The sequence below is a fragment of the Nocardioides sp. Soil805 genome (assembly GCF_001429625.1).
Lineage (GTDB): Bacteria > Actinomycetota > Actinomycetes > Propionibacteriales > Nocardioidaceae > Nocardioides.
Genome location: NZ_LMSU01000001.1, coordinates 1,501,738 through 1,522,910 on the forward strand (window position 1 = coordinate 1,501,738; position 21,173 = coordinate 1,522,910).

At 72.8% G+C, this 21,173-nt stretch carries 22 protein-coding genes; 2 read left to right on the top strand and 20 right to left on the bottom strand.

Annotation, left to right across the window (positions count from 1 at the left end; genetic code table 11):
* From nadC to ASG94_RS07465, 7 genes are all read right to left on the bottom strand, one after another.
* The gene (gene nadC, locus ASG94_RS07435; RefSeq protein WP_056925660.1) at nt 1-921 is read right to left on the bottom strand and encodes a carboxylating nicotinate-nucleotide diphosphorylase; all 921 of its coding nucleotides are present in this window, start codon (nt 919-921) and stop codon (nt 1-3) included.
* The gene (locus ASG94_RS07440) at nt 918-2,618 is read right to left on the bottom strand and encodes an L-aspartate oxidase (protein WP_056925661.1); all 1,701 of its coding nucleotides are present in this window, start codon (nt 2,616-2,618) and stop codon (nt 918-920) included. Before ASG94_RS07440 ends, nadC begins: the two co-directional genes overlap by 4 nt.
* A gap of 9 nt (nt 2,619-2,627) precedes the next feature.
* Nucleotides 2,628-3,044, bottom strand: coding sequence for an aspartate 1-decarboxylase (panD, locus tag ASG94_RS07445; protein WP_056925662.1), 417 nt, complete (start codon nt 3,042-3,044; stop codon nt 2,628-2,630).
* Nucleotides 3,044-3,970, bottom strand: a complete 927-nt coding sequence (gene panC, locus ASG94_RS07450) for a pantoate--beta-alanine ligase (protein ID WP_082623989.1) — start codon at nt 3,968-3,970, stop codon at nt 3,044-3,046. The genes panD and panC overlap by 1 nt, the downstream gene beginning before the upstream one ends.
* Nucleotides 3,967-4,950: a Rossmann-like and DUF2520 domain-containing protein gene (locus ASG94_RS07455; protein WP_056925663.1), complete on the bottom strand. Its 984-nt coding sequence runs from the start codon at nt 4,948-4,950 to the stop codon at nt 3,967-3,969. The genes panC and ASG94_RS07455 overlap by 4 nt, the downstream gene beginning before the upstream one ends.
* Nucleotides 4,951-5,096: 146 nt before the next feature.
* On the bottom strand, nt 5,097-6,047 hold the full coding sequence (locus ASG94_RS07460) for a glycosyltransferase (RefSeq protein WP_056925664.1): 951 nt from the start codon (nt 6,045-6,047) through the stop codon (nt 5,097-5,099).
* On the bottom strand, nt 6,044-7,102 hold the full coding sequence (locus ASG94_RS07465) for a sulfotransferase family protein (RefSeq protein WP_056925665.1): 1,059 nt from the start codon (nt 7,100-7,102) through the stop codon (nt 6,044-6,046). The genes ASG94_RS07460 and ASG94_RS07465 overlap by 4 nt, the downstream gene beginning before the upstream one ends.
* 123 nt (nt 7,103-7,225) lie before the next feature.
* Between ASG94_RS07465 and ASG94_RS07470 the strand changes: the two genes are divergently transcribed.
* Nucleotides 7,226-8,344, top strand: a complete 1,119-nt coding sequence (locus tag ASG94_RS07470; protein ID WP_056925666.1) for a glycosyltransferase family 2 protein — start codon at nt 7,226-7,228, stop codon at nt 8,342-8,344.
* A gap of 339 nt (nt 8,345-8,683) precedes the next feature.
* Here the strand turns inward: ASG94_RS07470 and ASG94_RS07475 are convergent, their stop codons facing one another.
* From ASG94_RS07475 to ASG94_RS07485, 3 genes are read right to left on the bottom strand one after another with little or no spacing between them, the layout of a single operon-like run.
* Nucleotides 8,684-9,631 carry an ABC transporter substrate-binding protein gene (locus ASG94_RS07475; RefSeq protein ID WP_056925667.1) on the bottom strand — a complete coding sequence of 316 codons (948 nt, stop codon included), beginning with the start codon at nt 9,629-9,631 and terminating at the stop codon, nt 8,684-8,686.
* A gap of 55 nt (nt 9,632-9,686) precedes the next feature.
* Nucleotides 9,687-10,463 carry an ABC transporter permease gene (locus tag ASG94_RS07480; RefSeq protein ID WP_082623990.1) on the bottom strand — a complete coding sequence of 259 codons (777 nt, stop codon included), beginning with the start codon at nt 10,461-10,463 and terminating at the stop codon, nt 9,687-9,689.
* Nucleotides 10,460-11,182, bottom strand: a complete 723-nt coding sequence (locus ASG94_RS07485) for an ABC transporter permease (RefSeq protein ID WP_235537163.1) — start codon at nt 11,180-11,182, stop codon at nt 10,460-10,462. The genes ASG94_RS07480 and ASG94_RS07485 overlap by 4 nt, the downstream gene beginning before the upstream one ends.
* 3 nt (nt 11,183-11,185) lie before the next feature.
* Between ASG94_RS07485 and ASG94_RS07490 the strand changes: the two genes are divergently transcribed.
* Nucleotides 11,186-12,250 (top strand): ABC transporter ATP-binding protein, encoded by a 1,065-nt coding sequence (locus ASG94_RS07490; protein WP_082623992.1) that lies wholly within the window; start codon nt 11,186-11,188, stop codon nt 12,248-12,250.
* A 43-nt stretch (nt 12,251-12,293) separates the two neighbouring features.
* Here ASG94_RS07490 and ASG94_RS07495 read toward each other — a convergent pair whose 3' ends face one another.
* The 10 genes from ASG94_RS07495 to ASG94_RS07540 all read right to left on the bottom strand — a co-directional run bounded on the left by ASG94_RS07495 (nt 12,294) and on the right by ASG94_RS07540 (nt 21,024).
* Nucleotides 12,294-13,379 (bottom strand): GNAT family N-acetyltransferase, encoded by a 1,086-nt coding sequence (locus ASG94_RS07495; protein WP_200958030.1) that lies wholly within the window; start codon nt 13,377-13,379, stop codon nt 12,294-12,296.
* Between the two features lie 137 nt (nt 13,380-13,516).
* Complete coding sequence (locus tag ASG94_RS07500; protein ID WP_056925668.1) at nt 13,517-14,170, bottom strand: hypothetical protein; 654 nt, start codon at nt 14,168-14,170, stop codon at nt 13,517-13,519.
* 9 nt (nt 14,171-14,179) lie between these two features.
* Complete coding sequence (locus ASG94_RS07505) at nt 14,180-14,704, bottom strand: DUF3180 domain-containing protein (RefSeq protein ID WP_056925669.1); 525 nt, start codon at nt 14,702-14,704, stop codon at nt 14,180-14,182.
* Nucleotides 14,701-15,273: a 2-amino-4-hydroxy-6-hydroxymethyldihydropteridine diphosphokinase gene (gene folK, locus ASG94_RS07510; protein ID WP_056925670.1), complete on the bottom strand. Its 573-nt coding sequence runs from the start codon at nt 15,271-15,273 to the stop codon at nt 14,701-14,703. Before folK ends, ASG94_RS07505 begins: the two co-directional genes overlap by 4 nt.
* The gene (gene folB / locus ASG94_RS07515) at nt 15,270-15,755 is read right to left on the bottom strand and encodes a dihydroneopterin aldolase (RefSeq protein WP_327152774.1); all 486 of its coding nucleotides are present in this window, start codon (nt 15,753-15,755) and stop codon (nt 15,270-15,272) included. Before folB ends, folK begins: the two co-directional genes overlap by 4 nt.
* A gap of 4 nt (nt 15,756-15,759) precedes the next feature.
* Complete coding sequence (gene folP / locus ASG94_RS07520) at nt 15,760-16,605, bottom strand: dihydropteroate synthase (protein WP_056925671.1); 846 nt, start codon at nt 16,603-16,605, stop codon at nt 15,760-15,762.
* On the bottom strand, nt 16,602-17,207 hold the full coding sequence (gene folE / locus ASG94_RS07525) for a GTP cyclohydrolase I FolE (protein WP_056925672.1): 606 nt from the start codon (nt 17,205-17,207) through the stop codon (nt 16,602-16,604). Before folE ends, folP begins: the two co-directional genes overlap by 4 nt.
* Nucleotides 17,208-17,218: 11 nt before the next feature.
* Nucleotides 17,219-19,288, bottom strand: coding sequence for an ATP-dependent zinc metalloprotease FtsH (gene ftsH, locus ASG94_RS07530; protein WP_056925673.1), 2,070 nt, complete (start codon nt 19,286-19,288; stop codon nt 17,219-17,221).
* A 97-nt stretch (nt 19,289-19,385) separates the two neighbouring features.
* Nucleotides 19,386-19,937, bottom strand: coding sequence for a hypoxanthine phosphoribosyltransferase (gene hpt / locus ASG94_RS07535; protein WP_056925674.1), 552 nt, complete (start codon nt 19,935-19,937; stop codon nt 19,386-19,388).
* 160 nt (nt 19,938-20,097) lie between these two features.
* Nucleotides 20,098-21,024: an endonuclease domain-containing protein gene (locus tag ASG94_RS07540; RefSeq protein WP_056925675.1), complete on the bottom strand. Its 927-nt coding sequence runs from the start codon at nt 21,022-21,024 to the stop codon at nt 20,098-20,100.
* Nucleotides 21,025-21,173: the final 149 nt, after the last annotated feature.

Sequence of the window (21,173 nt, forward strand, 5' to 3'; positions counted from 1 at the left end):
TCACTCGTCGCCCGCGCCGTCGTCCACGAGGTCCATGCCGAGGTCGAACACCACGACGCTGTGCGTCAGGGCGCCGACCGAGATGTAGTCGACACCGGTACCGGCGACCGCCCGCGCCCGCTCCAGAGTCAGGCCACCGGAGGCCTCGAGGACGGCTCGGCCGGCGGTGATGCGCACCGCCTCGGCCATCGTCGCGTCGTCCATGTTGTCGAGCAGGATCCACTCGGCGTCGACGTCGAGCAGGGCGCGCAGCTGGTCGAGGTCGGTGACCTCGCTGATGATCGGCAGGCCGGGGTACGCCGCGCGCACGGCCTCGATCGCCGGCACCACGCCGCCGGCGGCGATGACGTGGTTGTCCTTGATCATGGCCTTGTCGGCCAGGCTGAACCGGTGGTTGACGCCGCCGCCGCAGCGCACGGCGTACTTCTGCAGGGCGCGCCAGCCGGGCAGCGTCTTGCGGGTGTCGAGCACCCGGGCCCGGGTGCCCTCGAGGGCGGCGACCCACCGGCTGGTGGCCGTGGCGACCCCCGAGAGGTGGCTGGCGAAGTTGAGGGCGGTGCGCTCGGCGGTGAGGAGGCCGCGGGTGGGGCCGGCGACGTGGAGCACCACGTCCCCCCGCGCCACGTGGGTGCCGTCGGCGACCCGGCCGGTGATGGTCACCGCGTCGCCCATCACGTAGTGGAAGACCATCGCGGCGAGCGCCAGGCCGGCCACCACTCCGGGCTCCCGGGCCGCCCAGTCGGCCCGGCCGGTGGCGTCCGCCGGGATGGTCGCGACGCTGGTCGCGTCGTCGGCCCCGCCGGGGAGGTCCTCGGCCAGGGCCCGGGCGATGTCGGCGTAGACCTGCTCCGGGTCGAGGCCGGCGTCGCGGACCTCGGCGAGCAGCTCGGGCGGCAGGGCGTCGTACGGCGTCGGCGTCATCGGGACTCCACGGTCGGGGTGGACGGGTCGGTCGAGGGGGCTGCGACGAACGCCTGGTGCAGGACGCCGTCCACGAGGCGACTGTCGACGTGGCCGGCCCAGGCGACGTCGTCGCGCTCGGGGAAGTCCTCGCGCCAGTGCGAGCCGCGGGTCTCCTCGCGCACCAGGGCCGCGGCGGCCAGCGCGGTGCTGAGGGCGAGCAGGTTGGTGGTCTCCCATCCGTCCACGCCGGGGACCTCGGCACTGTCGGTCTCCAGGTCCGCCAGCCGGCCCAGCGCGTCGGTGATGCCCTCGGCCGAGCGGAGCACGCCGACCCGCGTCGTCATGACCTCCTGCAGCTCGCGCCGGCGGTCCCAGGCGACGAGGCCGTCGGGGCGCGGGTCCTCGGCGACCGGGTCGGCCCGCGGCCGCAGCTCGCCGGGGAGCACCGCGGCGATGCGGCGCGAGAACACCAGCCCCTCGAGCAGGGAGTTGGAGGCGAGGCGGTTGGCCCCGTGCACGCCGGAGCAGGCGACCTCGCCGGTGGCGTAGAGGCCCGGTACGTCGGAGCGGCCGTGCAGGTCGGTCGCCACCCCGCCGGAGGCGTAGTGCTGGGCGGGGGCGACCGGGATGAGGTCGGCGGCCGGGTCGACGCCGTGCTCGCGGCACACCGCCAGGATCGTGGGGAAGCGCCGCTCCCAGAACTCCGCGCCGAGGTGGCGGGCGTCGAGCCACATGTGCGGGCGGCCGGTCTCGATCATCCGGCGGGTGATCGCCTTGGCGACGACGTCGCGGGGGGCCAGGTCGGCGAGCTCGTGCTGCCCCTGCATGAAGCGGTCGCCCTCCCAGTCGACGAGGAAGGCCCCCTCGCCGCGGACCGCCTCGGAGATCAGCGGCTGCTGGCCCTGGGAGTCGGGGCCGAGGTACATCACGGTCGGGTGGAACTGGACGAACTCGAGGTCGCGCAGCGTCGCCCCGGCACGCAGGGCCAGGGCCATGCCGTCGCCGGTCGAGACGCTCGGGTTCGTGGACTGGGAGAAGACCTGGCCGAGTCCGCCCGACGCGAGGACGACCGCGCGGCAGTGGACCGCCCCGACGCCGTCGCGCTGCCCCTCGCCGAGCACGTGCAGGGTCACCCCCGCCACGCCGCCGTCCCCGGAGCGCAGCAGGTCGACGGCGAGCGCGTGCTGGATGACCTCGATCGCCGGCGCCCGCTCGACGGCGGCGATGAGCGCCCGCTGGATCTCGGCGCCGGTGGCGTCGCCGCCCGCGTGCGCGATGCGGTCGCGGTGGTGCCCGCCCTCGCGGGTCAAGGAGAGCTCGCCGTCGGGGTGGTGGTCGAAGACGGTGCCGAGCGCGATGAGCTCGCGCACGGCGTCGGGTCCCTCCGTCACCAGGACCCGCACGGCGTCCTCGTCGCAGGCGCCGGCGCCGGCGACCAGGGTGTCGTGGAGGTGCTGCTCCGGGGTGTCCCCGGGCCCGAGCGCGGCGGCGATGCCGCCCTGGGCCCACTGGGTCGAGCCGGCGTTGAGGACGTCCTTGGTGACCACCAGCAGGGCCAGCGACGGGTCCTCGGCGTGGATGCGAAGCGCCGCCGTCAGGCCGGCGATGCCGGAGCCGATCACGACGACGTCGGCCCGGGTGGTCCAGCCGGGGGCCGGGGCGCGGAGGCGTTGCGGCAGGTGGTGCGACGGGCCCGGCGTGGGCGAGGACTGCATCCGGGCAGGCTAGCGGGACACGGCGTCGCCGCGGGTCAGCGACGGGTCGCCGAACGTCTCGGCCGGGTCGTAGCCGGTGGCCATCACCTTGTTGTCGGCGTCGACGAAGACCACCGACGGCTTCAGCTCGCGGGCCTCGGCGTCCTCGACCTGGGCGTAGGCGATGAGGATGACGGTGTCACCGGGGTGCACCAGCCGGGCGGCGGCACCGTTGATGCCGATGACGCCCGAGCCCCGCTCGCCGGCGATCGTGTAGGTCTCCAGCCGGGCGCCGTTGGTGACGTCGACGATGTGGACGAGCTCGCCCGCGAGCAGGTCGGCGGCGTCGAGGAGGTCCTCGTCGACGGTGACCGACCCGACGTAGTGGAGGTCAGCCTGGGTCACGGTGGCCCGGTGGATCTTGGACTTCATCATGGTGCGCAGCATCAGCTGCTCCTCTCGTGGGTGGTCGAGGCCGCAGTCGCGGTCCCCGCCGGTGCAATCGATCGTTCGATGACGCTGGGCCTGTCGAAGACGATGGGCATGTTGTCGATCAGCCGCGTGGTTCCGACACGGGCAGCCACCAGGATCCGCCCCTCCCCCGTCTCGGGCGCCTCGCCGAGGTCGGTGGAGGTGAGCGCGAGGTAGTCGATCTCGACGGCCGGCTCCGCCTTGAGGACGCTCATCGCGGCCCAGCGCGCCGCCGGGACGCCGTACGACGCCCGCTCCCGCGCCGCCCGCAGCGCCCGGCTGAGCGCCACCGCCGCCCGCCGCTGGTCGGCGTCGAGGTAGCGGTTGCGGCTGGAGAGCGCGAGGCCGTCGGCCTCACGGACCGTCTCGGCGCCCACGACCTCGACCGGCAGGCACAGGTCGCCGGCCATCCGGGTGATCAGGGCGAGCTGCTGGTAGTCCTTCTGGCCGAAGACCGCGACGTCGGGCTGCACCAGGCCGAAGAGCTTGGCCACGACGGTGAGCACGCCGGTGAAGTGCCCGGGCCGGCTCTCGCCGTCGAGGATCTCGCCGAGCCGGCCGGGGTCGACGGTGACGGCCCGCTCGCTGCGCACGCCGTGCGGGTAGACCTCCTCGACGGACGGCGCGAAGACCACGTCGACGCCCTCGGCCGCACACAGCTCGAGGTCGGCGTCGAGGGTCCGGGGATAGCGGTCGAGGTCCTCGCCCTCGCCGAACTGCAACGGGTTGACGAAGACGCTGACCACCACGGTGTCCGCGTGCTCGCGGGCGGTGCGCATCAGGCTCGCGTGCCCCTCGTGCAGGGCACCCATGGTGGGCACCAGCGCGACGCGGCCGGGACGCTGCGCGCGCCAGGACCTCAGCTCCTCGCGGGTGGACGCGAGGACGGGCGTGGTCGTCATCGAGCCGGGTGCCCCGTGCGGCGCTCCGCGTGGCGCTCCGGGGAGGGGCTCGCCGTCGCGGTGGCGGCCGCCTGCTCGGCGGCGTCGAGCACCGACGCCAGCTTGGCGGCCCGGATGGGCAGCACCCGGCCGTCGGTGACCACCCGGTCGAGGGTGTCGCGTCCCAGCGCGACGTACGAGGGAAGGGTGTGCGGCGCGGTGACGGCGATCTCGGCGAGGTGCGCGCGCACGGTCTCGACGTCGCCGCGCACGATGGGCCCGGTGAGCGCGGAGTCGCCCCGGGCCAGCGCGTTGTCGAGGGCGGCGGTGAGCAGCGGGCGCAGCGTGTCCGCGGGGCTGACGTCGTCGAGACCGACGCCGGCGTCGGTCTCCATCGCCGCTGACAGCAGCTCGACCGCCTGGGTGACGAGGGTGACGAGGTGGTTGGCGCCGTGCGCCAGGCCCGCGTGGTAGAGCGTGCGCCGGTCCTCGGGCACCCACATGGTGCGCCCACCGAGGTCGGCCACCAGGCGCTCGACGAGCTCGCGCTCCTCCTCTCCGGCGGTGACGCCGTACACGCAGCCCCGGAGCCGGGGCAGGTCCACCTCGGTGCCGGTGAAGGTCATCGCCGGGTGCAGGGCGATGGGTCGGGCACCCACGGCGGCGGCCGGCTCGAGGACACCGAGGCCGTGGCGGCCGGACGTGTGCGCGACGTACTGGCCCTCGCGGATGGCGCCGGACGCGCTGAGCATGGCGACCACGTTGGGCAGCATGTCGTCGGGGACGGTGAGCAGCAGCAGGTCGCACGACCGCGCGACGTCGGTCGGCTTGGCGAGGGGTACGCCGGGCAGCAGCGCCTCGCTGCGACGGCGCGATGCGTCGGACTCGCCGGCCACGGCCACGATCCGGTGGCCCGCGCGGCCGAGGGCGGCGGACAGGGTCGCGCCGACGCGACCGGCGCCGATGGCGCCGACCCGCAGGCCCGTGCTGGGCTGGGTCATCTGGTGCGAACCTCTCGTTTCAGTCCCTCTGCCCCGCAGGGCAGGTCGGGTACCGCTCGATGTGCTCGATCACCGCGAGGGTACGCCGCGTGAAACGGTCGTGTGAACAGTCCGTGAACGTGACGTACCCGACACGGGCCGCGGGCTCAGGCGCGCAGGTGCAGCTTGGCGTGGTCGGGGTCGTCGACGGCGAACGGCCGCGGGGCGCGGGGCAGCCACGCGTGGGTGACGTGGTCGACGACGTGCACGCCCTCGGGGGCCACGATCTCGGTGACGCCCTCGGGGACCTCGCCGTGGTTGAGGGCGTTGAAGACGGTCCACTCGCGACGCTTGCGGCGGTTGCGGATGCTCGTGGCGAAGGACGCCGGGTCGGTCCAGTGCGCGAACTCGTCGCCGTCGAGGTACTTGAGCTCGACCACGAGGCCCTGCGGGAGCGCGAACATCCGGAACGTCTGGGGCGTCGTACGGATCTCCCACTCGGGCGCCTTGGAGTAGACGAAGTCCGGGCTCATCGGGAAGCCCCACTCCTCGATGTTGCGCAGGCCGAGGTCGAGGTAGGCCGTGGTCTCGTCCTTGATGTAGAGGCCGTGGCGCGGGATGCGGATCACCGCGTCGGTCATCCCGACCTGCCAGGACAGGTCGGCCAGCGAGACCTCGCCCTCGGTGGTGAGGACCATGTCGCCGTCCCACTTCCACGAGTAGCGGGTGCGCACGTGGCTGAAGCACCAGTTGTAGAAGTAGGCCAGCGAGTGCACCGACCGCTCGTTGACGGCCAGGTGCTCGGCACCGGCGCGGGCCACGGAGAAGGGGTACTCCGCGAGGGTCAGCTTGTCGGGCAGGCCGGCGTCGGCCGCCGCCGCGAGCGCCGCCTCACCGGTGCCGTCGTCGGAGCCGTTGTCGACGACCAGCACCTGGTCGCAGGCCCGCAGCAGCGGCGGCAGGACGAAGGGCATCGACGGCGCCTCGTTCTTGACGCGCAGCACGGCGGTCGCCCCACGCCGCAGGCCGCCCTCGCGGTTCCAGGGCCAGACGATGTCGAAGTCGGTGTGCCCCTCGATGTTGCTCAGGCCGTGGCCGGAGCCGATCGGGATGCTCATCCCTGCGACCGCTCCCGGCCCAGCGCCTTGCGCACGCCGCGGCGTACCGACGGCGGGATCTTGGCCCGCACGTCGTGGGGGATCTTCTCCGCCAGGCCACCGGACGGGGCGGGCACGTCGGCGGCGGCCGCCTGGGCGCCGGCGATCCGCGCCGCGACGACCGAGGACTTGCTGATCGCCTCGGCCTCCTCGTAGAGGTCGGTGTAGGCGTCGCGCAGCTCGTCGAGGGTCGCGTGCACCTCGGCGGTGTCACCGTCGGGCTCGGCGAGCTTGTTGAGCTCCTCCCACGTGGTGGCGGTCAGCTCGTGCAGGCGCGGCGGCAGGCCGAGGTCGTCGAGGCTCTGGGTGACCCGGCGCAGGGTGGGGTCGATGAAGCGGTGCACCTCGCGGATCTGGTCGCTGCGGGTGTGGATGATCGTCTGGAGGTCGAGCGTGTGGCCCACGTGCATCGTGGTCTTGACCCAGTCGGTCAGCAGGTCGTCGTACCGGACGAAGACGCGGGCGCCGCCGGCGCTCTCGCGGGTGGCGCGCTCGGTGTGCAGCAGCATGTTGAGCCAGCTGGCCGCGAGGTGCGAGGCCCCGAGCTTGTTGGCGTAGTACTTCTGCTTGCTGCCCACGACCTCCGCGGGCGGGCGCAGCATCGTCGCGAAGACCGGGGTGGCGCCGGTGCGGATGGCCGCCACCCGCCACAGGCCGAGGAACCAGCTCAGGCGCGGGTCCTTGACCACCAGCTCGGGGTGGACGTCGAAGTGCGGCTCGAGCCACTCGGTGACCCGGATGCGGGCAGGCTCGCGCGTCGAGATCCGGCCGGTCTCGAACCAGGCGCTGGGCCGGCTGTCGCTCACCTGGACGCCGGCCTCCTTGAGGAGCCGGTCGTGCAGGTCCACGACCCACTGCGGCTCGCTGAAGCCACGCGGGTTGGAGGCGTCGGCCGGGACCTCGGGCAGCGGGACGTGCATGCCGAGCAGGCTGGAGATGCCGGCCATGGTCGAGGTGCCGCTGCGACCGGCGCCGGCGACGAAGAGCACCTTGCGCGGCACGCCGTCGGGGTTCATCTCGTCGATGGCACGGGCCTGCCGCTGTGTGGTCGACCCAGCCGTCGAACTGCTGGTCGATGGGGTGGTCGCGCGCGCCTCAGTCACGGTCGGTGAGCCTACAACTCGCTACTGTCCCCACCTGTGAAGTGGTTTGGTCGTCGGCAGCCCCTCGTCAGCGTCGTCGTGCCCGTGTACGCCGTCGAGGAGTGGCTGCCCGCCTGCCTGGCGTCCCTGGTGGCCCAGACGCACACCCGCTGGGAGGCGGTCGTCGTCGACGACGGCACCCCCGACCGGTCCGGCGAGATCGCCGACGAATGGGCCGCCCGCGAGCCGCGGATTCGCGTGGTGCACACCCACAACGGCGGGCTCGGCGCGGCCCGCAACGAGGGACTGCGCCACGTCCGCGGCGACTACCTGGGTTTCCTCGACTCCGACGACGTGCTCCCGCCGACCGCGCTGGCCGCGCTCGTGGGGTCGCTGGAGTCCTCGGGCTCGGACTTCGCCACCGGCTCGGTGCTGCGGTGGGAGGACGGCTCGTTGACCGAGCCGCCCTGGATGCGGCGCCTGCACCGGCCCCCGCTGGTGGGGGCGCGGGTGCACGACCACCCTGAGATCCTCGGCGACGTCTTCGCCTGGAACAAGCTCTTCCGCCGCTCCTTCTGGGAGTCCGCGGACCTGTCGTGGCCCGAGCGGATCCGCTACGAGGACCAGCCGACCACGACCCGCGCCTACCTCGCCGGGACCTTCGACGTGCTCGCGGACCCGGTCTACCACTGGCGGATCCGCAGCGACGGCACCTCGATCACCCAGCAGCGGGCCTCCGTGCCGGACCTGGTCGACCGCTGGGAGACCAAGCGGATGACGTTGGCCTCCGTCACCGCGCACGCGGACCCGGAGGTCACCGCGTACGTCGTCGACCGCGTGCTCGCCGGGGACATGTGGCGCTACTTCCTGCTCATCCCGGGGGCCGGCGAGGAGTGGTGGCGCTTGCTGCGCGCCGGCGTGCTGGAGCTGTGGGGCCGGCGCTCGCTGGTGCACAGCGGCCTGCCGCCGGTGCACCGGCTGTGCGGGTGGCTGGTCGAGCAGGACCGTCGCTCCGACGCCGTGGCGCTGATGACGTGGGTGGCCGACCTCGAGGGGCCGGCAGACCGGGTGCAGGACGTCGCCAGCGGCGAGTGGCGCCTCGCCGTACCGCACCGGGTGCTGGACACCGCGACGGTCGACCCGGCCGCCCTGGCCCTGCGCCCCCACGAGACCTGACCCACCGCTGCCGACCGGGCGCTTCCTGACACCACCACCCCGCCGACCGGGCACTTCCTGACACCACACCCCCGCCGACCGGGCACTTCCTGACACCACCACCCCGCCGACCGGGCACTTTGTGACCGCACACGACCGCCGACCGGTCAGGAAGGGGGGAGCTCGGCGCGCCTCAGCGGTCAGGAACCGCCCGGTCGGCGGTCCCCAGCAGTCAGGAAGTGCCCGGTCGACGCGCCTCACCGGTCAGGAAGTGCCCTCTCGGCCCTCAGCACGCACGAAGGGCCCCCGCCGAGGCGGGGGCCCTTCGTCACGCGCGTGGGGACCAGGGTCCGGACAGGGTCAGAGCAGGCCCTGCTCGGAGAGGAAGTCGGCGGCGACGTCCTCGGGCTTCTCACGGTCGACGGCCATCCGGCCGTTGAGCTCGGTGAGCCCCTCGGTGGTGAGCGCGGCCATCAGCGGGTTGAGGATGTCGGCGACGTCCGGGTTGTCGGCCAGGAACTCGGCGGAGACCGCCGGCACGAGGTTCTGGGCGGGCTGGATCTGCTTGTCGTCCTCGAGGATGACGAGGCCCTGGGACTCCAGGGTGCCGTCGGTGGTCGAGGTCTCGCCCAGCTCGGACTCGCCGTCGAGCACCGACTGGTAGGTCTGGTCGGACGCGTAGCCCAGGCCGAGGACCTTGGTGATGTCGATGCCGTACTCGTCGGAGAGGCCGCCCTCGCAGTCGAGGCGCCCCTCGCAGTCGGGCGCCGCGGCGAGCGTGACGGACTTGCCCTCGAGGTCGGAGAGCGTGGTGACGCCCTCGGCCTCGCTGAACTCCTGGGTCACGAAGAACGCGTTGGTGTCGGTCGCGGGCGAGATGTCGAGGAGCTCGATGCCGGCGTCCTCGAGCAGGGGGGCCCCGTCGGTGGCGAGCTGCTCGCCGTCGCCGGCCTCGAAGGGCTTGGCCTCCGCGCCGTTGGCCTGGGTGTTGAGGAAGTTGACGATGCCGCCGACGTACTCCGGGACGATGTCGACGTCACCGGGGAAGGTCGGCATGTAGGCGTCGCGGGAGTCGACGAGCTTGGTGTCGACGGTGTAGCCGGCGTCCTCCAGGAGCTGCTCGTACATCGAGGCGACCAGTGTCGCCTCGGGGAAGTTCTGGCCGGCGAGGGTGATCGAGCCCTTGTCGGCGGAGGCGGAGGACTCCGTGTCGGTGGCCGAGTCGTCGGAGAGGTCGTCGCCGGCGCAACCGGAGAGGGTGAGGGCGCCGGCGGCGAGGACCGCGGCGAGCGTGCGAGCCAGGTGCATGGTGTTCCTTCTGTGTCCCGCATCCTCAAGGGGTGCGCGTGTCCGGATGCTGCGCTCAGCCGACGGGTTCGGCGGAGGACTCAACGGTAGCGCCGGTCACCGACAACGCATCGTCGTGACCACCTCCCGGGGTGGCTGTCGCGCCGGTACGGCGAGTGGGGTCGACCGCGCGCTGCGCCATCGCCGCCAGCAGCTCGAGCACGAGCGCGACCGCGGCGACCACGACGGCGCCCGCGATGCCCTTGCCGTAGTTGGACCGGAAGAACCCGTCGGTGATGATCTGGCCCAGGCCGGGACCGGCCACGAGGGCCGCGATCGTGGCGGTCGCCCACACCTGCACGAGCGCCAGCCGCAGGCCCGACACCACCAGCGGCAGGCCGAGCGGCAGCTCCACCTGCCAGAACTGCTGGCGCCCGGTCATGCCCATCCCCCGGGCCGCCTCGCGGACGTCCGGGGCGACCTCGCGCATCGCGACGTACGCGTTGGTGATGATCGGGGGCAGGGCGAAGAGGGTCAGCGCGATCAGCGTCGCGAGCCCGGCGCGGCCGTAGGGGCCGAACGAGTCGGTGCCCGGCCACGGAGCCACCACCAGCAGCGCCAGCAGCGCGAAGGTCGGGACGGCCCGGCCGATGTTGGAGATGTTGATCGCCGCGAAGCCGCCGCGGCCGAGGTGGCCCAGCCACAGGGCCAGCGGCAGGCCGAGCGCCATCGCCATCAGCAGCGCGGTGAAGGTCAGCAGCAGCTGCTGGCCCAGCAGCGCCGCGATCCCGTCGCTGCCCGACCAGTTGGCCGGGTCGCTGAGGTAGGCCCACATGTCGCTGAAGACCGTCATGTCCGCACCCCCCTCGTCCAGGGGGTGAGGACTCGCTGGGCGAGCACCAGCAGCGCGTCGAGGATCACGGCGAGCAGGACGCAGAGCACCGAGGCGGTGAAGAGCTCGGCGCGGAAGTTGGTGAGCACCCCGTCCTTGATGAGGTTGCCCAGACCGCCGTACGCCACCAGCGAGCCGACCGTCGTGAGCGCGACGGTGGAGACGGTCGCGACGCGCAGGCCGGCCATCACCACGGGCAGGGCGAGCGGCAGCTCGATCCGCATCAGGAGACCGCCGCGGCCGTAGCCCAGCCCGGTCGCGGACTCGCGGACCTCGTCGGGCACCGAGCGCAGGCCCTCCAGGAGGCTGCGCACCAAGATGGTGAGGGCGTAGAGCGCGAGCCCGATCACCACGGTGGTGGCGGTCAGCCCGGTGAAGGGCACCAGCAGCGGGAAGAGGGCGAGCGAGGGCACCGTGTAGATGCCGGTGGTGACCGCGAGGATCGCCGACTCGAGTCGCGGCAGGCGGCGGGCGAGCAGCGCCAGGGGGAACGCGATGAGCAGGCCCAGCACGACCGCCACCACGGTGATCCCGATGTGCTGCACGGTGGCGTCGACGATCTCCGAGCGGCGGTCGGTGAGGTAGTCGCCGCACACCCAGTCGTTGACCAGTCGGCTGTAGCAGCTCGGCTCGTCGGCGCTCGGTAGCCGTGCCTGCGCGGCCTGCACCAGTAGGGTCACCGCATGGACGCTACCGCCTCCGACCACGGATCCCCCTCAGCCGAGGCGGGCCGCGGCGCGAGCCCCGACACGCACGCCGACGCGGGCGGGGACACCGGCGGGGACACGATGATCCGACTCTCGGGGGTCGGCAAGACCTACCCCGACGGCACGGTCGCGGTCCACGAGCTCGACCTCGACGTACGCCGAGGCGAGATGGTCTGCCTCGTCGGGCCGTCCGGCTGCGGCAAGTCCACGACGCTGAAGATGATCAACCGGCTCATCGAGCCCACCACCGGGCGCATCTGGCTCGACGGCACCGACGTCACCGACTCCGACCCGGTGCAGCTGCGCCGCGGCATCGGCTACGTGATCCAGCAGATCGGCCTGTTCCCGCACCAGAAGATCATCACCAACGTGATGACCGTCCCCCTGCTGTACGGCGAGTCGAAGTCGACCGCGCGCGCGCGGGCCCGGGAGCTGATGGAGACCGTCGGCCTCGACCCCGACCAGTACGCCGACCGCTACCCCCACCAGCTCTCCGGCGGCCAGCGCCAGCGAGTCGGCGTCGCCCGCGCCCTCGCCGCCAACCCGCCGGTGCTGCTGATGGACGAGCCCTTCGGGGCCGTGGACCCCGTGGTGCGCACGAAGCTCCAGGACGAGTTCCTGCGGCTGCAGCGCGAGCTCGGCAAGACGGTCGTCCTGGTCACCCACGACATCGACGAGGCCGTCCGGATGGGCGACCGGGTCGCGGTCTTCGCCACCGGTGGCAGGCTGGCCCAGTTCGCCACCCCGATGGAGCTGCTCGCCCACCCGGCGGACGACTTCGTGGCCGACTTCGTGGGCTCGACGCGCGGCCTGCGGCGGCTCGCGGTGACACCACTGCGCGAGGAACACCTCGAGCCCCTCGACGGCGTGCAGGGCGGTCAGCTCGGCGCGGCCATCGACCTCGACTCGACCCTGGAGGAGGCCTTGGCCGCCATGCTGCGCGACGACCGGCCGATGATCGGCGTCAAGCGTGGCGCGGCGTTCGTGGGCGTGCTGACGCCCGCCGGGGTGCACCGCGCCCTGCGCGAGTCGCTGCGCTGACGCGGACGCCCAGCTGACGCGGACGCCCAGCCCACGCGGGCGCTCAGGCGACGGGCACGTCGCGGTGCCAGGACTCCGTGACGTAGCGCGTGGACCAGCCCATGGCGACGTACAGGCCGTCGGCGCCCGTGGGTGAGTCGGCGTCGACCTCGAGGCCGACGCGGTCGCGTCCGCGCGCCGCGGCGTCCGCGATGATCGTGCGCAGCAGGCCGGTGGCGACCCCGCGACCGCGGGCCGTCTCCAGCACGCCGAGGTAGGACACGTAGGAGCCGTCGGGCCCCTCGCCGCCGTCGGAGACCGTGCCGACCAGCGCACCGACCGGCTCGGGCGACTCGGGGTCGTCGAGGAGCTCGGCGAGCCACCAGTGGTCCCAGCGGTGCCCGGGGTCCTCGCGCAGGCGGTGGATGAACTCGTCGAAGGTCTCCTCCGCCGAGTTGAAGTGGTCGGTGAAGGCTCCCTCGAGGACGTCGTGGACGGCCCGCAGGCAGGACTCGTCGGGCATCCCGTCGTCCTCGCGGCCGACGAGGCGGAACCGGACGCCCCGGCGCTCCCAGGACTCCGGCGCGGGCACCAGGCCGGCCTCGTCGGGGGTCACCGCACGGCTCATCTGCCACCAGGTGCGGACCTTCGTGAAGCCGGCGTCCTCGAGGAACCGGTGCTGGCGCTCGTCGCCCTCGAAGGCACCCGTGTCGATCTGCTGGACGTCGAGGCCGCGCTGCTCGCCGACCGCGCGCGCCTGCGCCTGCGCCCACTCGACGAGGACGTCGGAGCAGGCCACCGCGGTGTCGTCGTCGAGGGAACGGTCGACGACGTGGACGAAGAGCATCCGGCCCTCGGCGCGGTCGTGCACGCTGCCCCAGGCCCGGATCGTGCCGTCGGCGTCACGGACCGCGACGTTCTCGCGGGTGGCCAGCCCGTGCTCCGAGACCTCGACGAGCACGTCGTCCTCCGTGGAGCCCGCCCAGCCGCGCCCGGCCTCCTCGTGCGCCCGCAGCAGCTCGGTCAGGCGGGCGACCGTGGCGGGGTCCTCACCGTCCACCGGCCCGGGCTCCCAGCCGTCGGGCAGCGGATGATCGCCGGGGATGACGCTGGCGGGGTCGCTCTCGAACCGGTTGTCCTCAGGGATCACATCGGCTGATTGTGCCGTACGACGCCGTCCGGCGCCCCCGCCGCGTCCGCCCACGCGGCGAGCGGGACCGACCCCTGGCACGAGAACGGCCAGCCACCCGAGCGGGTGACTGGCCGGTCAGGCGGGCGGTGGGGCGCTCAGGCGGACTCGGCGCGACGAGCGGCCGCAGCGGCCTTCCAGGAGACCAGCTCGGAGCGCAGCACGTCGAGCTCGGCCTCGAGCTCGGCGACCAGGACGATGGCCTCGGCGGCACGGTCCTCGGAGGAGTCGAGCAGGCGGGCGGACTCGGCGACCTCGCGCTCGGCGACGTCGGCACGGCGGGCCTCGGCGTTGAGCTTGCGGGTCTGGTCGGCGGCGAGGCGCTGCGCCTTGCTCAGCGCCACCTCGAGGCCGTCGATGACCTCCTCGCGGTCGGCGATCTTGCGGCGCATGTCGATGGCGAACGCGACGTTCTCGGCCGTCCGCTCGGCGGTCAGCGCGGCGTACTCGGCGGCCTGCTCGGCCCGGTCGCGCGCGGCGTCCCGGCGGGCCTGCATGACCTCGGTGTGCGTGATGCGGGTGGCCGCGGCCCCGAGGACCAGCGCGGCGACGGCGACCACCGAGGTCAGCCAGCCGATGCCGGCGACGAGGGCCCAGCCGACCAGCAGCGTCGCCACGGCGAGCAGGGCGACGGCCACGGTCAGTCGCGTGCTGCGCTGGCGGCGCCGGGCGGCGCTGCGCGCGGTGGGCGCGGGCTCGGCCGGCGCAGCCGGGGCGGACGGCTGTGACTGCTGGGGCTGGAGGGAAGGCATACCAGCAGGTTAGGGCCCGTCCTCCTGCGAGGGCAGCCGACACGCGCGCTCCAGGAGCAGCGAGGTGATGACGATCGCCACTCCGCCGAGCGCTGCGACGCCCGAGCGCAGGATCCGCTGGCCGGCGAGCTCGGAGCCGTCGCCGATCCAGGTCACGGCGTACGCCGCGTAGCCGGCGGCGACCAGGGCGCCCACCAAGGCGCAGGCCCGCGCCAGGACGAGGCGGTTGACGGCGCGGTGCGGCTCGAGCCGCTCGTGGCGCACGTGCAGCGTCCGCCAGGTGTCCCAGGCCAGCGCACCCACGAAGCAGGCGACGAAGACCAGCGACAGCGCCTGGATCCACGTGACGATGGGCGCGGTGCCGTCGAGCGCGACGGCCACGGTGCGCAGCAGCCCACCCCCGACGAGACCGATCGCGGCGGCGACGGCCAGCGAGGTGGCGGAGGTGGGCCGCAACCGGCCCTCCGGAGGTCGGTCGGAGTCGTCGTCCGGCTCGTGGTCGGCCGGGTCCTCGCCCGGAGGGCCTGCGGTCACTGGACCTCGAGGGCCAGGTCGTCGCGGCGCGCGACGCCGGTGGTGTCGGCGCGGCCGAGCAGGTCGGCGATCGGCCCGTGGTCGGGGAGCTCGGCGTCGGGCTCGAGGTCGTGCCAGGGCTGGAGCACGAAGGCCCGCTCGTGGGCCCGAGGGTGCGGCAGGCGCAGGAAGTCGTCGTCGGCGCGGCGGTCGCCCACCACGATCAGGTCGACGTCGAGGGTGCGCGGCGCGTTGCGCAGGTCGCTGCGCTCGCGGTCGAAGGCGTCCTCGATGGCCAGCGCCCGCTCCATGAGGCGCGCCGCCGGGAGGGTGGTGTCGGCCAGCACGACGGCGTTGAGGAACATCGGCGCGTCCTCGACCGGGGCGTCCACCGGCTCCGACTCGTAGACCGGCGAGACGCCGGTCAGGAACAGGTCGGGGGTGTCGGCCAGGGCGTCCACCGCCCCCTGCAGGGTCGCGAAGCGCTCTCCGAGGTTGGAGCCCAGCGCTACGACGATGCGACGGATGGGGTGCATCTCGCCGGTGAGGGAGTCCGCGTCCACGATGTGGGGGTTGGGGGTCTCGGTCATCGGTTGGCCTCAGTCCTGGTGATCGTCAGCGCGACATCCCGAAATGTCGCGTCAATGGGTGCATCGGGCTTGTGGATCGTGACGCGGGCCCATTCAACACGACGTTCAGTCAGGCACACGTCGGCGATGCGTTGGGCCACGGTCTCGATCAGGTCCACCGGGTCGGACTCGACTGCGGCCCTGACCCGGTCCACGAGAGTCCCGTAGTGGACGGTCTCCTGCAAGTCGTCGGAGGCGGCCGCGGACCGGGTGTCGATGCCCAGCGTGAGGTCGATCACGAAGGTCTGGCCCTCTCGGCGCTCGAAGTCGAAGACACCGTGGTGGGCGAAGCACTCCAGGCCGGTGATCGTCAGCTCGTCCTGAGCAGGGCGCGCAGCGCCCGTGTCGAAGGGCTCGTCCTGAGCAGGGCGCGCAGCGCCCGTGTCGAAGGGCTCGTCCTGAGCAGGGCGCGCAGCACCCGTGTCGAAGGGCTCGTCGGTCACGTCGTCACTCCTGGGGGGCGGGGGTCGAGCGGAAGGCCTGCCAGGCCGCGAGGGCGTCGCAGGTCGCGCGCACGTCGTGCACGCGCAGGCACCACACCCCCTGGTCGGCCAGCAGCGGCACCAGGGCGGCGTGCGCGTGCTCCCGCTCGGCGGGCGGGCGTGGCGTGCCGTCGGGTCCGGCCAGCAGGGTGCCGAGGAAGCTCTTGCGGCTGGCCCCGACGAGCAGGGGCCGCCCCAGCGCAGCGACGGCGTCGAGGTGGGCGAGGAGCTGCCAGTTGTGCTCGCCGCGCTTGGCGAACCCGAGCCCGGGGTCGAGCACGATGCGGTCGTCGTCGATGCCCGCGGCCCGGGCCGCCTCCAGCCGCTCGCCGAGCTCGGCCACGACGGCACCGACCACCCCGCCGGGACCGTCGTACGTCGCGAAGTCGGCCATCCGGTCGCTGTGGGCCCGCCAGTGCATGGCGACGTACGTCGCGTCGGAGTCGGCGACCACGTCGAGGACGGCGGGGTCGGCCAGTCCGCCCGACACGTCGTTGACGATGCGTGCCCCGGCCTCGAGGGCGGCGGCGGCGACCTCCGAGCGCATGGTGTCGACCGAGACGACGGCACCCAGGCCGGCGAGCCCGGAGATGACCGGCACGACCCGGTCGAGCTCCTCGGCCACCAGGGGCCGGGTGGCACCGGGGCGCGTCGACTCCCCTCCGACGTCGAGGATGTCGGCGCCCTGGTCGAGCAGGGTCCGCCCGTGGGCGAGCGCGGACGCGGTGTCGGCGTACAGGCCGCCGTCGCTGAAGGAGTCGGGGGTGACGTTGACGATCCCCATCACCAGGGGTCGCGCCGGGCGGCTCATCGGCCCGAGTGGATCAACGCCATCGCCTCGGAGCGCGTGGCCGCCTTGTGCATGATGCCTCGCACCGCCGAGGTGATGGTGCGGGCACCGGCCTTCTTGACGCCCCGCATGGTCATGCACAGGTGCTCGGCCTCGATGACCACGATGACGCCCCGCGGCTCCAGGATCTCCATCAGGGAGTCGGCCACCTGGGTGGTGAGCCGCTCCTGCACCTGCGGCCGCTTGGCGTAGACGTCGACGACCCGGGCGAGCTTGGACAGGCCGGTGATCTTGCCGGTCTCGGACGGGATGTAGCCCACGTGCGCGACCCCGGTGAAGGGCACCAGGTGGTGCTCGCACATCGACCACAGCTCGATGTCGCGCACCAGCACCATCTCGTCGTGACCGATGTCGAAGGTGGTGGTGAGGACGTCCTCGGGACGCTGGCGCAGGCCGGCGGTCAGCTCGGCGTACGCCCGCGCCACACGGGCCGGTGTGTCGACGAGGCCCTCCCTGTCGGGGTCCTCCCCGATCGCGTGCAGCAGCTCGCGCACGGCCGCCTCGGCGCGGGCGTGGTCGAAGTCGGGCAGCTCGCGCTCGTCGAGGCTGATCGGGTCGGTCATCGTGGGCCTGTTCAGCTCGTCGGTGGGGTGGGCGGCGTGGGGGTGTCGGTGCCGCCGCCCAGGGTGTCGCCGTGGGTGTCGCCGCCGGCGCCGGGCGGGGTGAGGACGATGCCGCCCTCCTCCTGCACGGGGGCGGTGCCGTTGGTGTTGCGGGCGCGGTCGCGGATCTCCTGGGGGATCTCGACCGGCGGGATCGCCGACGGGTTGCGGTCGGGCGACCCGGTCCAGGCCGGACGCGTCGGGTGCAGGCGCAGGGGCTCGAAGACCCGGGCGATCTGGGCCTTGTCGAGGGTCTCCTTGTCGAGCAGCTCGAGCACCAGCGCGTCGAGGACGTCGCGGTTGCGCTCGAGGATGTCGTAGGCCTCCTGGTGCGCGGTGCCGAGCAGCTTCTTGGTCTCCGCGTCGACGACGGCGGCGACCTCCTCGGAGTAGTTGCGCTGGTGGCCCATGTCGCGGCCCAGGAAGGGCTCGGAGGTGCTGTCGCCGAGCTTGATCGCGCCGAGGCGCTCGCTCATGCCGTACTGGGTGACCATCGCGCGGGCGAGGTTGGTCGCCTTCTCGATGTCGTTGCCGGCACCGCTGGTGACGTCGTGGAAGATCAGCGCCTCGGCCGCCATCCCGCCGAGCATGTAGGCCAGCGAGTCGAGCATCTCGGAGCGGGTCTGGCTGTACTTGTCGGAGTCCGGCAGGACCATCGTGTAGCCGAGGGCCCGCCCGCGCGGCAGGATCGTGACCTTGTGCACCGGGTCGGTGCCCGGCAGCGCCGCGGCGACGAGGGCGTGGCCGCCCTCGTGGTAGGCGGTGATGAGCTTCTCCTTCTCGCTCATCAGGCGCGTACGACGCTGGGGCCCGGCGATCACGCGGTCGATGGCCTCGTCGAGGGAGGCGTCGGTGATGAGCTTGGCGTTGCCGCGCGCGGTGAGCAGCGCGGCCTCGTTGAGGACGTTGGCCAGGTCGGCGCCGGTGAAGCCCGGCGTACGACGCGCCACCGACAGCAGGTCGATCTCGGGGGCCATCGGCTTGCCGCGGGAGTGGACCTTGAGGATCTGGTGGCGACCGTTGAGGTCGGGGGCGTCGACCTGGATCTGGCGGTCGAATCGGCCCGGGCGCAGCAGCGCCGGGTCGAGCACGTCGGGGCGGTTGGTCGCCGCGATGAGGATGACCCCGCCGCGGACGTCGAAGCCGTCCATCTCGACCAGCAGCTGGTTGAGGGTCTGCTCGCGCTCGTCGTGGCCGCCGCCCATGCCGGCGCCACGGTGGCGCCCGACCGCGTCGATCTCGTCGATGAAGACGATCGCGGGGGCGTTCTCCTTGGCCTGCTCGAAGAGGTCGCGGACACGGCTCGCGCCGACGCCGACGAACATCTCGACGAAGTCGGAGCCGGAGATCGAGAAGAACGGCACCCCGGCCTCGCCGGCGACCGCGCGGGCCAGCAGCGTCTTGCCGGTGCCGGGCGGGCCGTAGAGCAGGACGCCCTTGGGGATCTTCGCGCCGACCGCCTGGAACTTGGCCGGCTCCTGGAGGAACTCCTTGATCTCGCCGAGCTCCTCGACGGCCTCCTCGGACCCGGCGACGTCGGAGAACGTCGTCTTCGGCATGTCCTTGGTGATCAGCTTGGCCTTGCTCTTGGCGAACTGCATGACGCCGCGGCCACCGCCCTGGGCCTGGTTCATCAAGAAGATGAACAGCAGCACGATGAGGGCGAAGGGCAGCAGGGTCACCAGCAGCGAGCCGATGACGCTCGGCTTGGGCACCTCGGAGGTGTACTCCTCGATGGTGCCCGCGTCGGCCTGCTCCTGGACCGCCGCGAGGATCGGCTCCTGCTGGCCCTGGATGTAGTAGGTGACGACCTTGTCGCTGCCGTCGCGCACGCCCTCGTCGAGGGTCGCGCGGATCTCCTGGTCACCCTCGACGAAGGTGATGTCCTTGACGCTGCCGTCGGCGATCCAGGCGTTGAGCTCGGAGGTCTTGACCTCGTCGTACCCGCCGTTGGGGATGAGGAACTGGATGGCGAAGAGGGCGGCGACGCCCGCCACGAGCGCCACCAGCCAGGGGCCCTTGAAAATACGCTTCACAAGCATCTTTCGCGACGAGGAGTTGGAGGGTTGTGACCGTACAGCGTCACGCACCCCCGCGGGTCTGGCCCATTCTTTCAGGCGGGGTGAAGCGCGCGGGCGTTCAGGAGTAGACGTGCGGCGCGAGGGTGCCGATGTCGCGCAGGTTGCGGTAGCGCTCCTGGTAGTCGAGTCCGTAGCCCACGACGAACTCGTTGGGGATGTCCCAGCCGACGTACTTGGGCTCCACGGGCATGCTCAGCGCCTCCGGCTTGCGCAGCAGCGTGGCGATCTCGACGCTGGCCGGACCGCGGCTGCCGAGGCTGTTGACCAGCCAGCTGAGGGTGAGCCCGGTGTCGATGATCTCGTCGACGATCAGCACGTGGCGACCCGTGATGTCGGTGTCGAGGTCCTTGAGGATCCGCACCACGCCGCTCGACTTGGTGCCCGAGCCGTAGGAGCTGATCGCCATCCAGTCCATCTCGACGTGGCGTCCCAGCGCGCGGGACAGGTCGGCCATCACCATGACGGCACCGCGGAGCACGCCGACCATCAGCAGGTCGTGGCCCTCGTAGTCCGCCGTGATCTGCTCGCCCATCTCCCCCAACCGGGTCTGGATCTGCTCCTCGGTGAAGAGCACGTTGACGAGGTCAGACTCCACGTGGGACGCGTCCATGACGTGCAGCCTAGGGGCACCCGCCCCCGGGACCGTCGTGTGGTCGTCGTGTGGTCGCGTCACGGCAGCGACTTCGACGCAGGCGCGTGGAAGTGCAGGGCCGAGCAGGTGTCGCGGGGTGTACTTCCACGCAGGAGGCGTGGGCGTCCCGGTCGGGCGGTCAGAGGTACGACGCGTGGCCCGGGAAGTGCGCTCGCCAGGCCTGCTCGGGCCGGGCCGGCACACCCGGGACCCGCCTGGCCCTCAGCAGGCGCCACACCCGCTCCACCGTCGAGCCGGGATCGCGGTAGATGCCGCTCGCCACCACGACCAGGATCCGCCAGCCGTGGTCGTCGATCTCCTCGCGCCTCACCAGGTCCGCCGCCCACTGGTCCTCCCGCTCGACATGGTGGCGACCGTCGTACTCGACGATGACCTTGCCCTCCGGCCAGCTGAGGTCGAAGCGTCGTACCGGCCCACCGTCGACGTCGCGGATGGTGAGGTTGACCCGCGGCTCGGGCAGGCCCGCGAGCACGAGGAGCATGCGCAGCCGCGTCTCCATCGGGGAGTCCACACCGGTCCGGACGTACGACGCCGCCTGGCGCGCCAGCCGACCGGCGGCGCCCGGAGCAGACCGCGCCGCGCGGACCAGCTGCTCGGGCCTCACTCCCTTGCGCCGCACCATCCAGTCGCCCAGCACGACCAGCTCCACCAACGGCACCTGCTCCGCCAGCTCGAGGAAGAGGTCCGGCAAGGACGAGACACGCACGCCGTCGTGGACGACCGGGACCGCACCGCCGCGCACGTGGCAGGTCACCCCCTCCCGCCGGAGCCGCTCGCCGGCGGTGGGGACGGTCACGTGCTCGCCGGGCAGGGTCGCGATCGGCGCTTCCCAGACCCGGGCCGCCGTCGCATGGCTGGCGAAGGCGTGCGCGAAGAAGCAGACGAGGGCCGCCTGCGCCCTCAGGCGCGGGGTGAGTGGCACACCCGACTCGACGAGCACCCCGTGCAGCACGCGCTGGTAGGAGGGTCCGTCGAGGGTCGCCCGGCTGATGCCCGCCCGGAGTCCCTGCCACCGCGGGAAGGGTCGGGTCGTGTCGAGGTCCATGCCGGCAGGCTTCCCGGATCCCGACGAGCCGGACCGTTGTCCACAGGGCAGTTCTCGGCCCTCGTGCCGCCCGTCGATGAAGTTCCACGCAGAGGGGTGGAAGTGCGGCCTCGACGGAGGCCCGAGGCGTGTACTTCCACCCGAGTGCG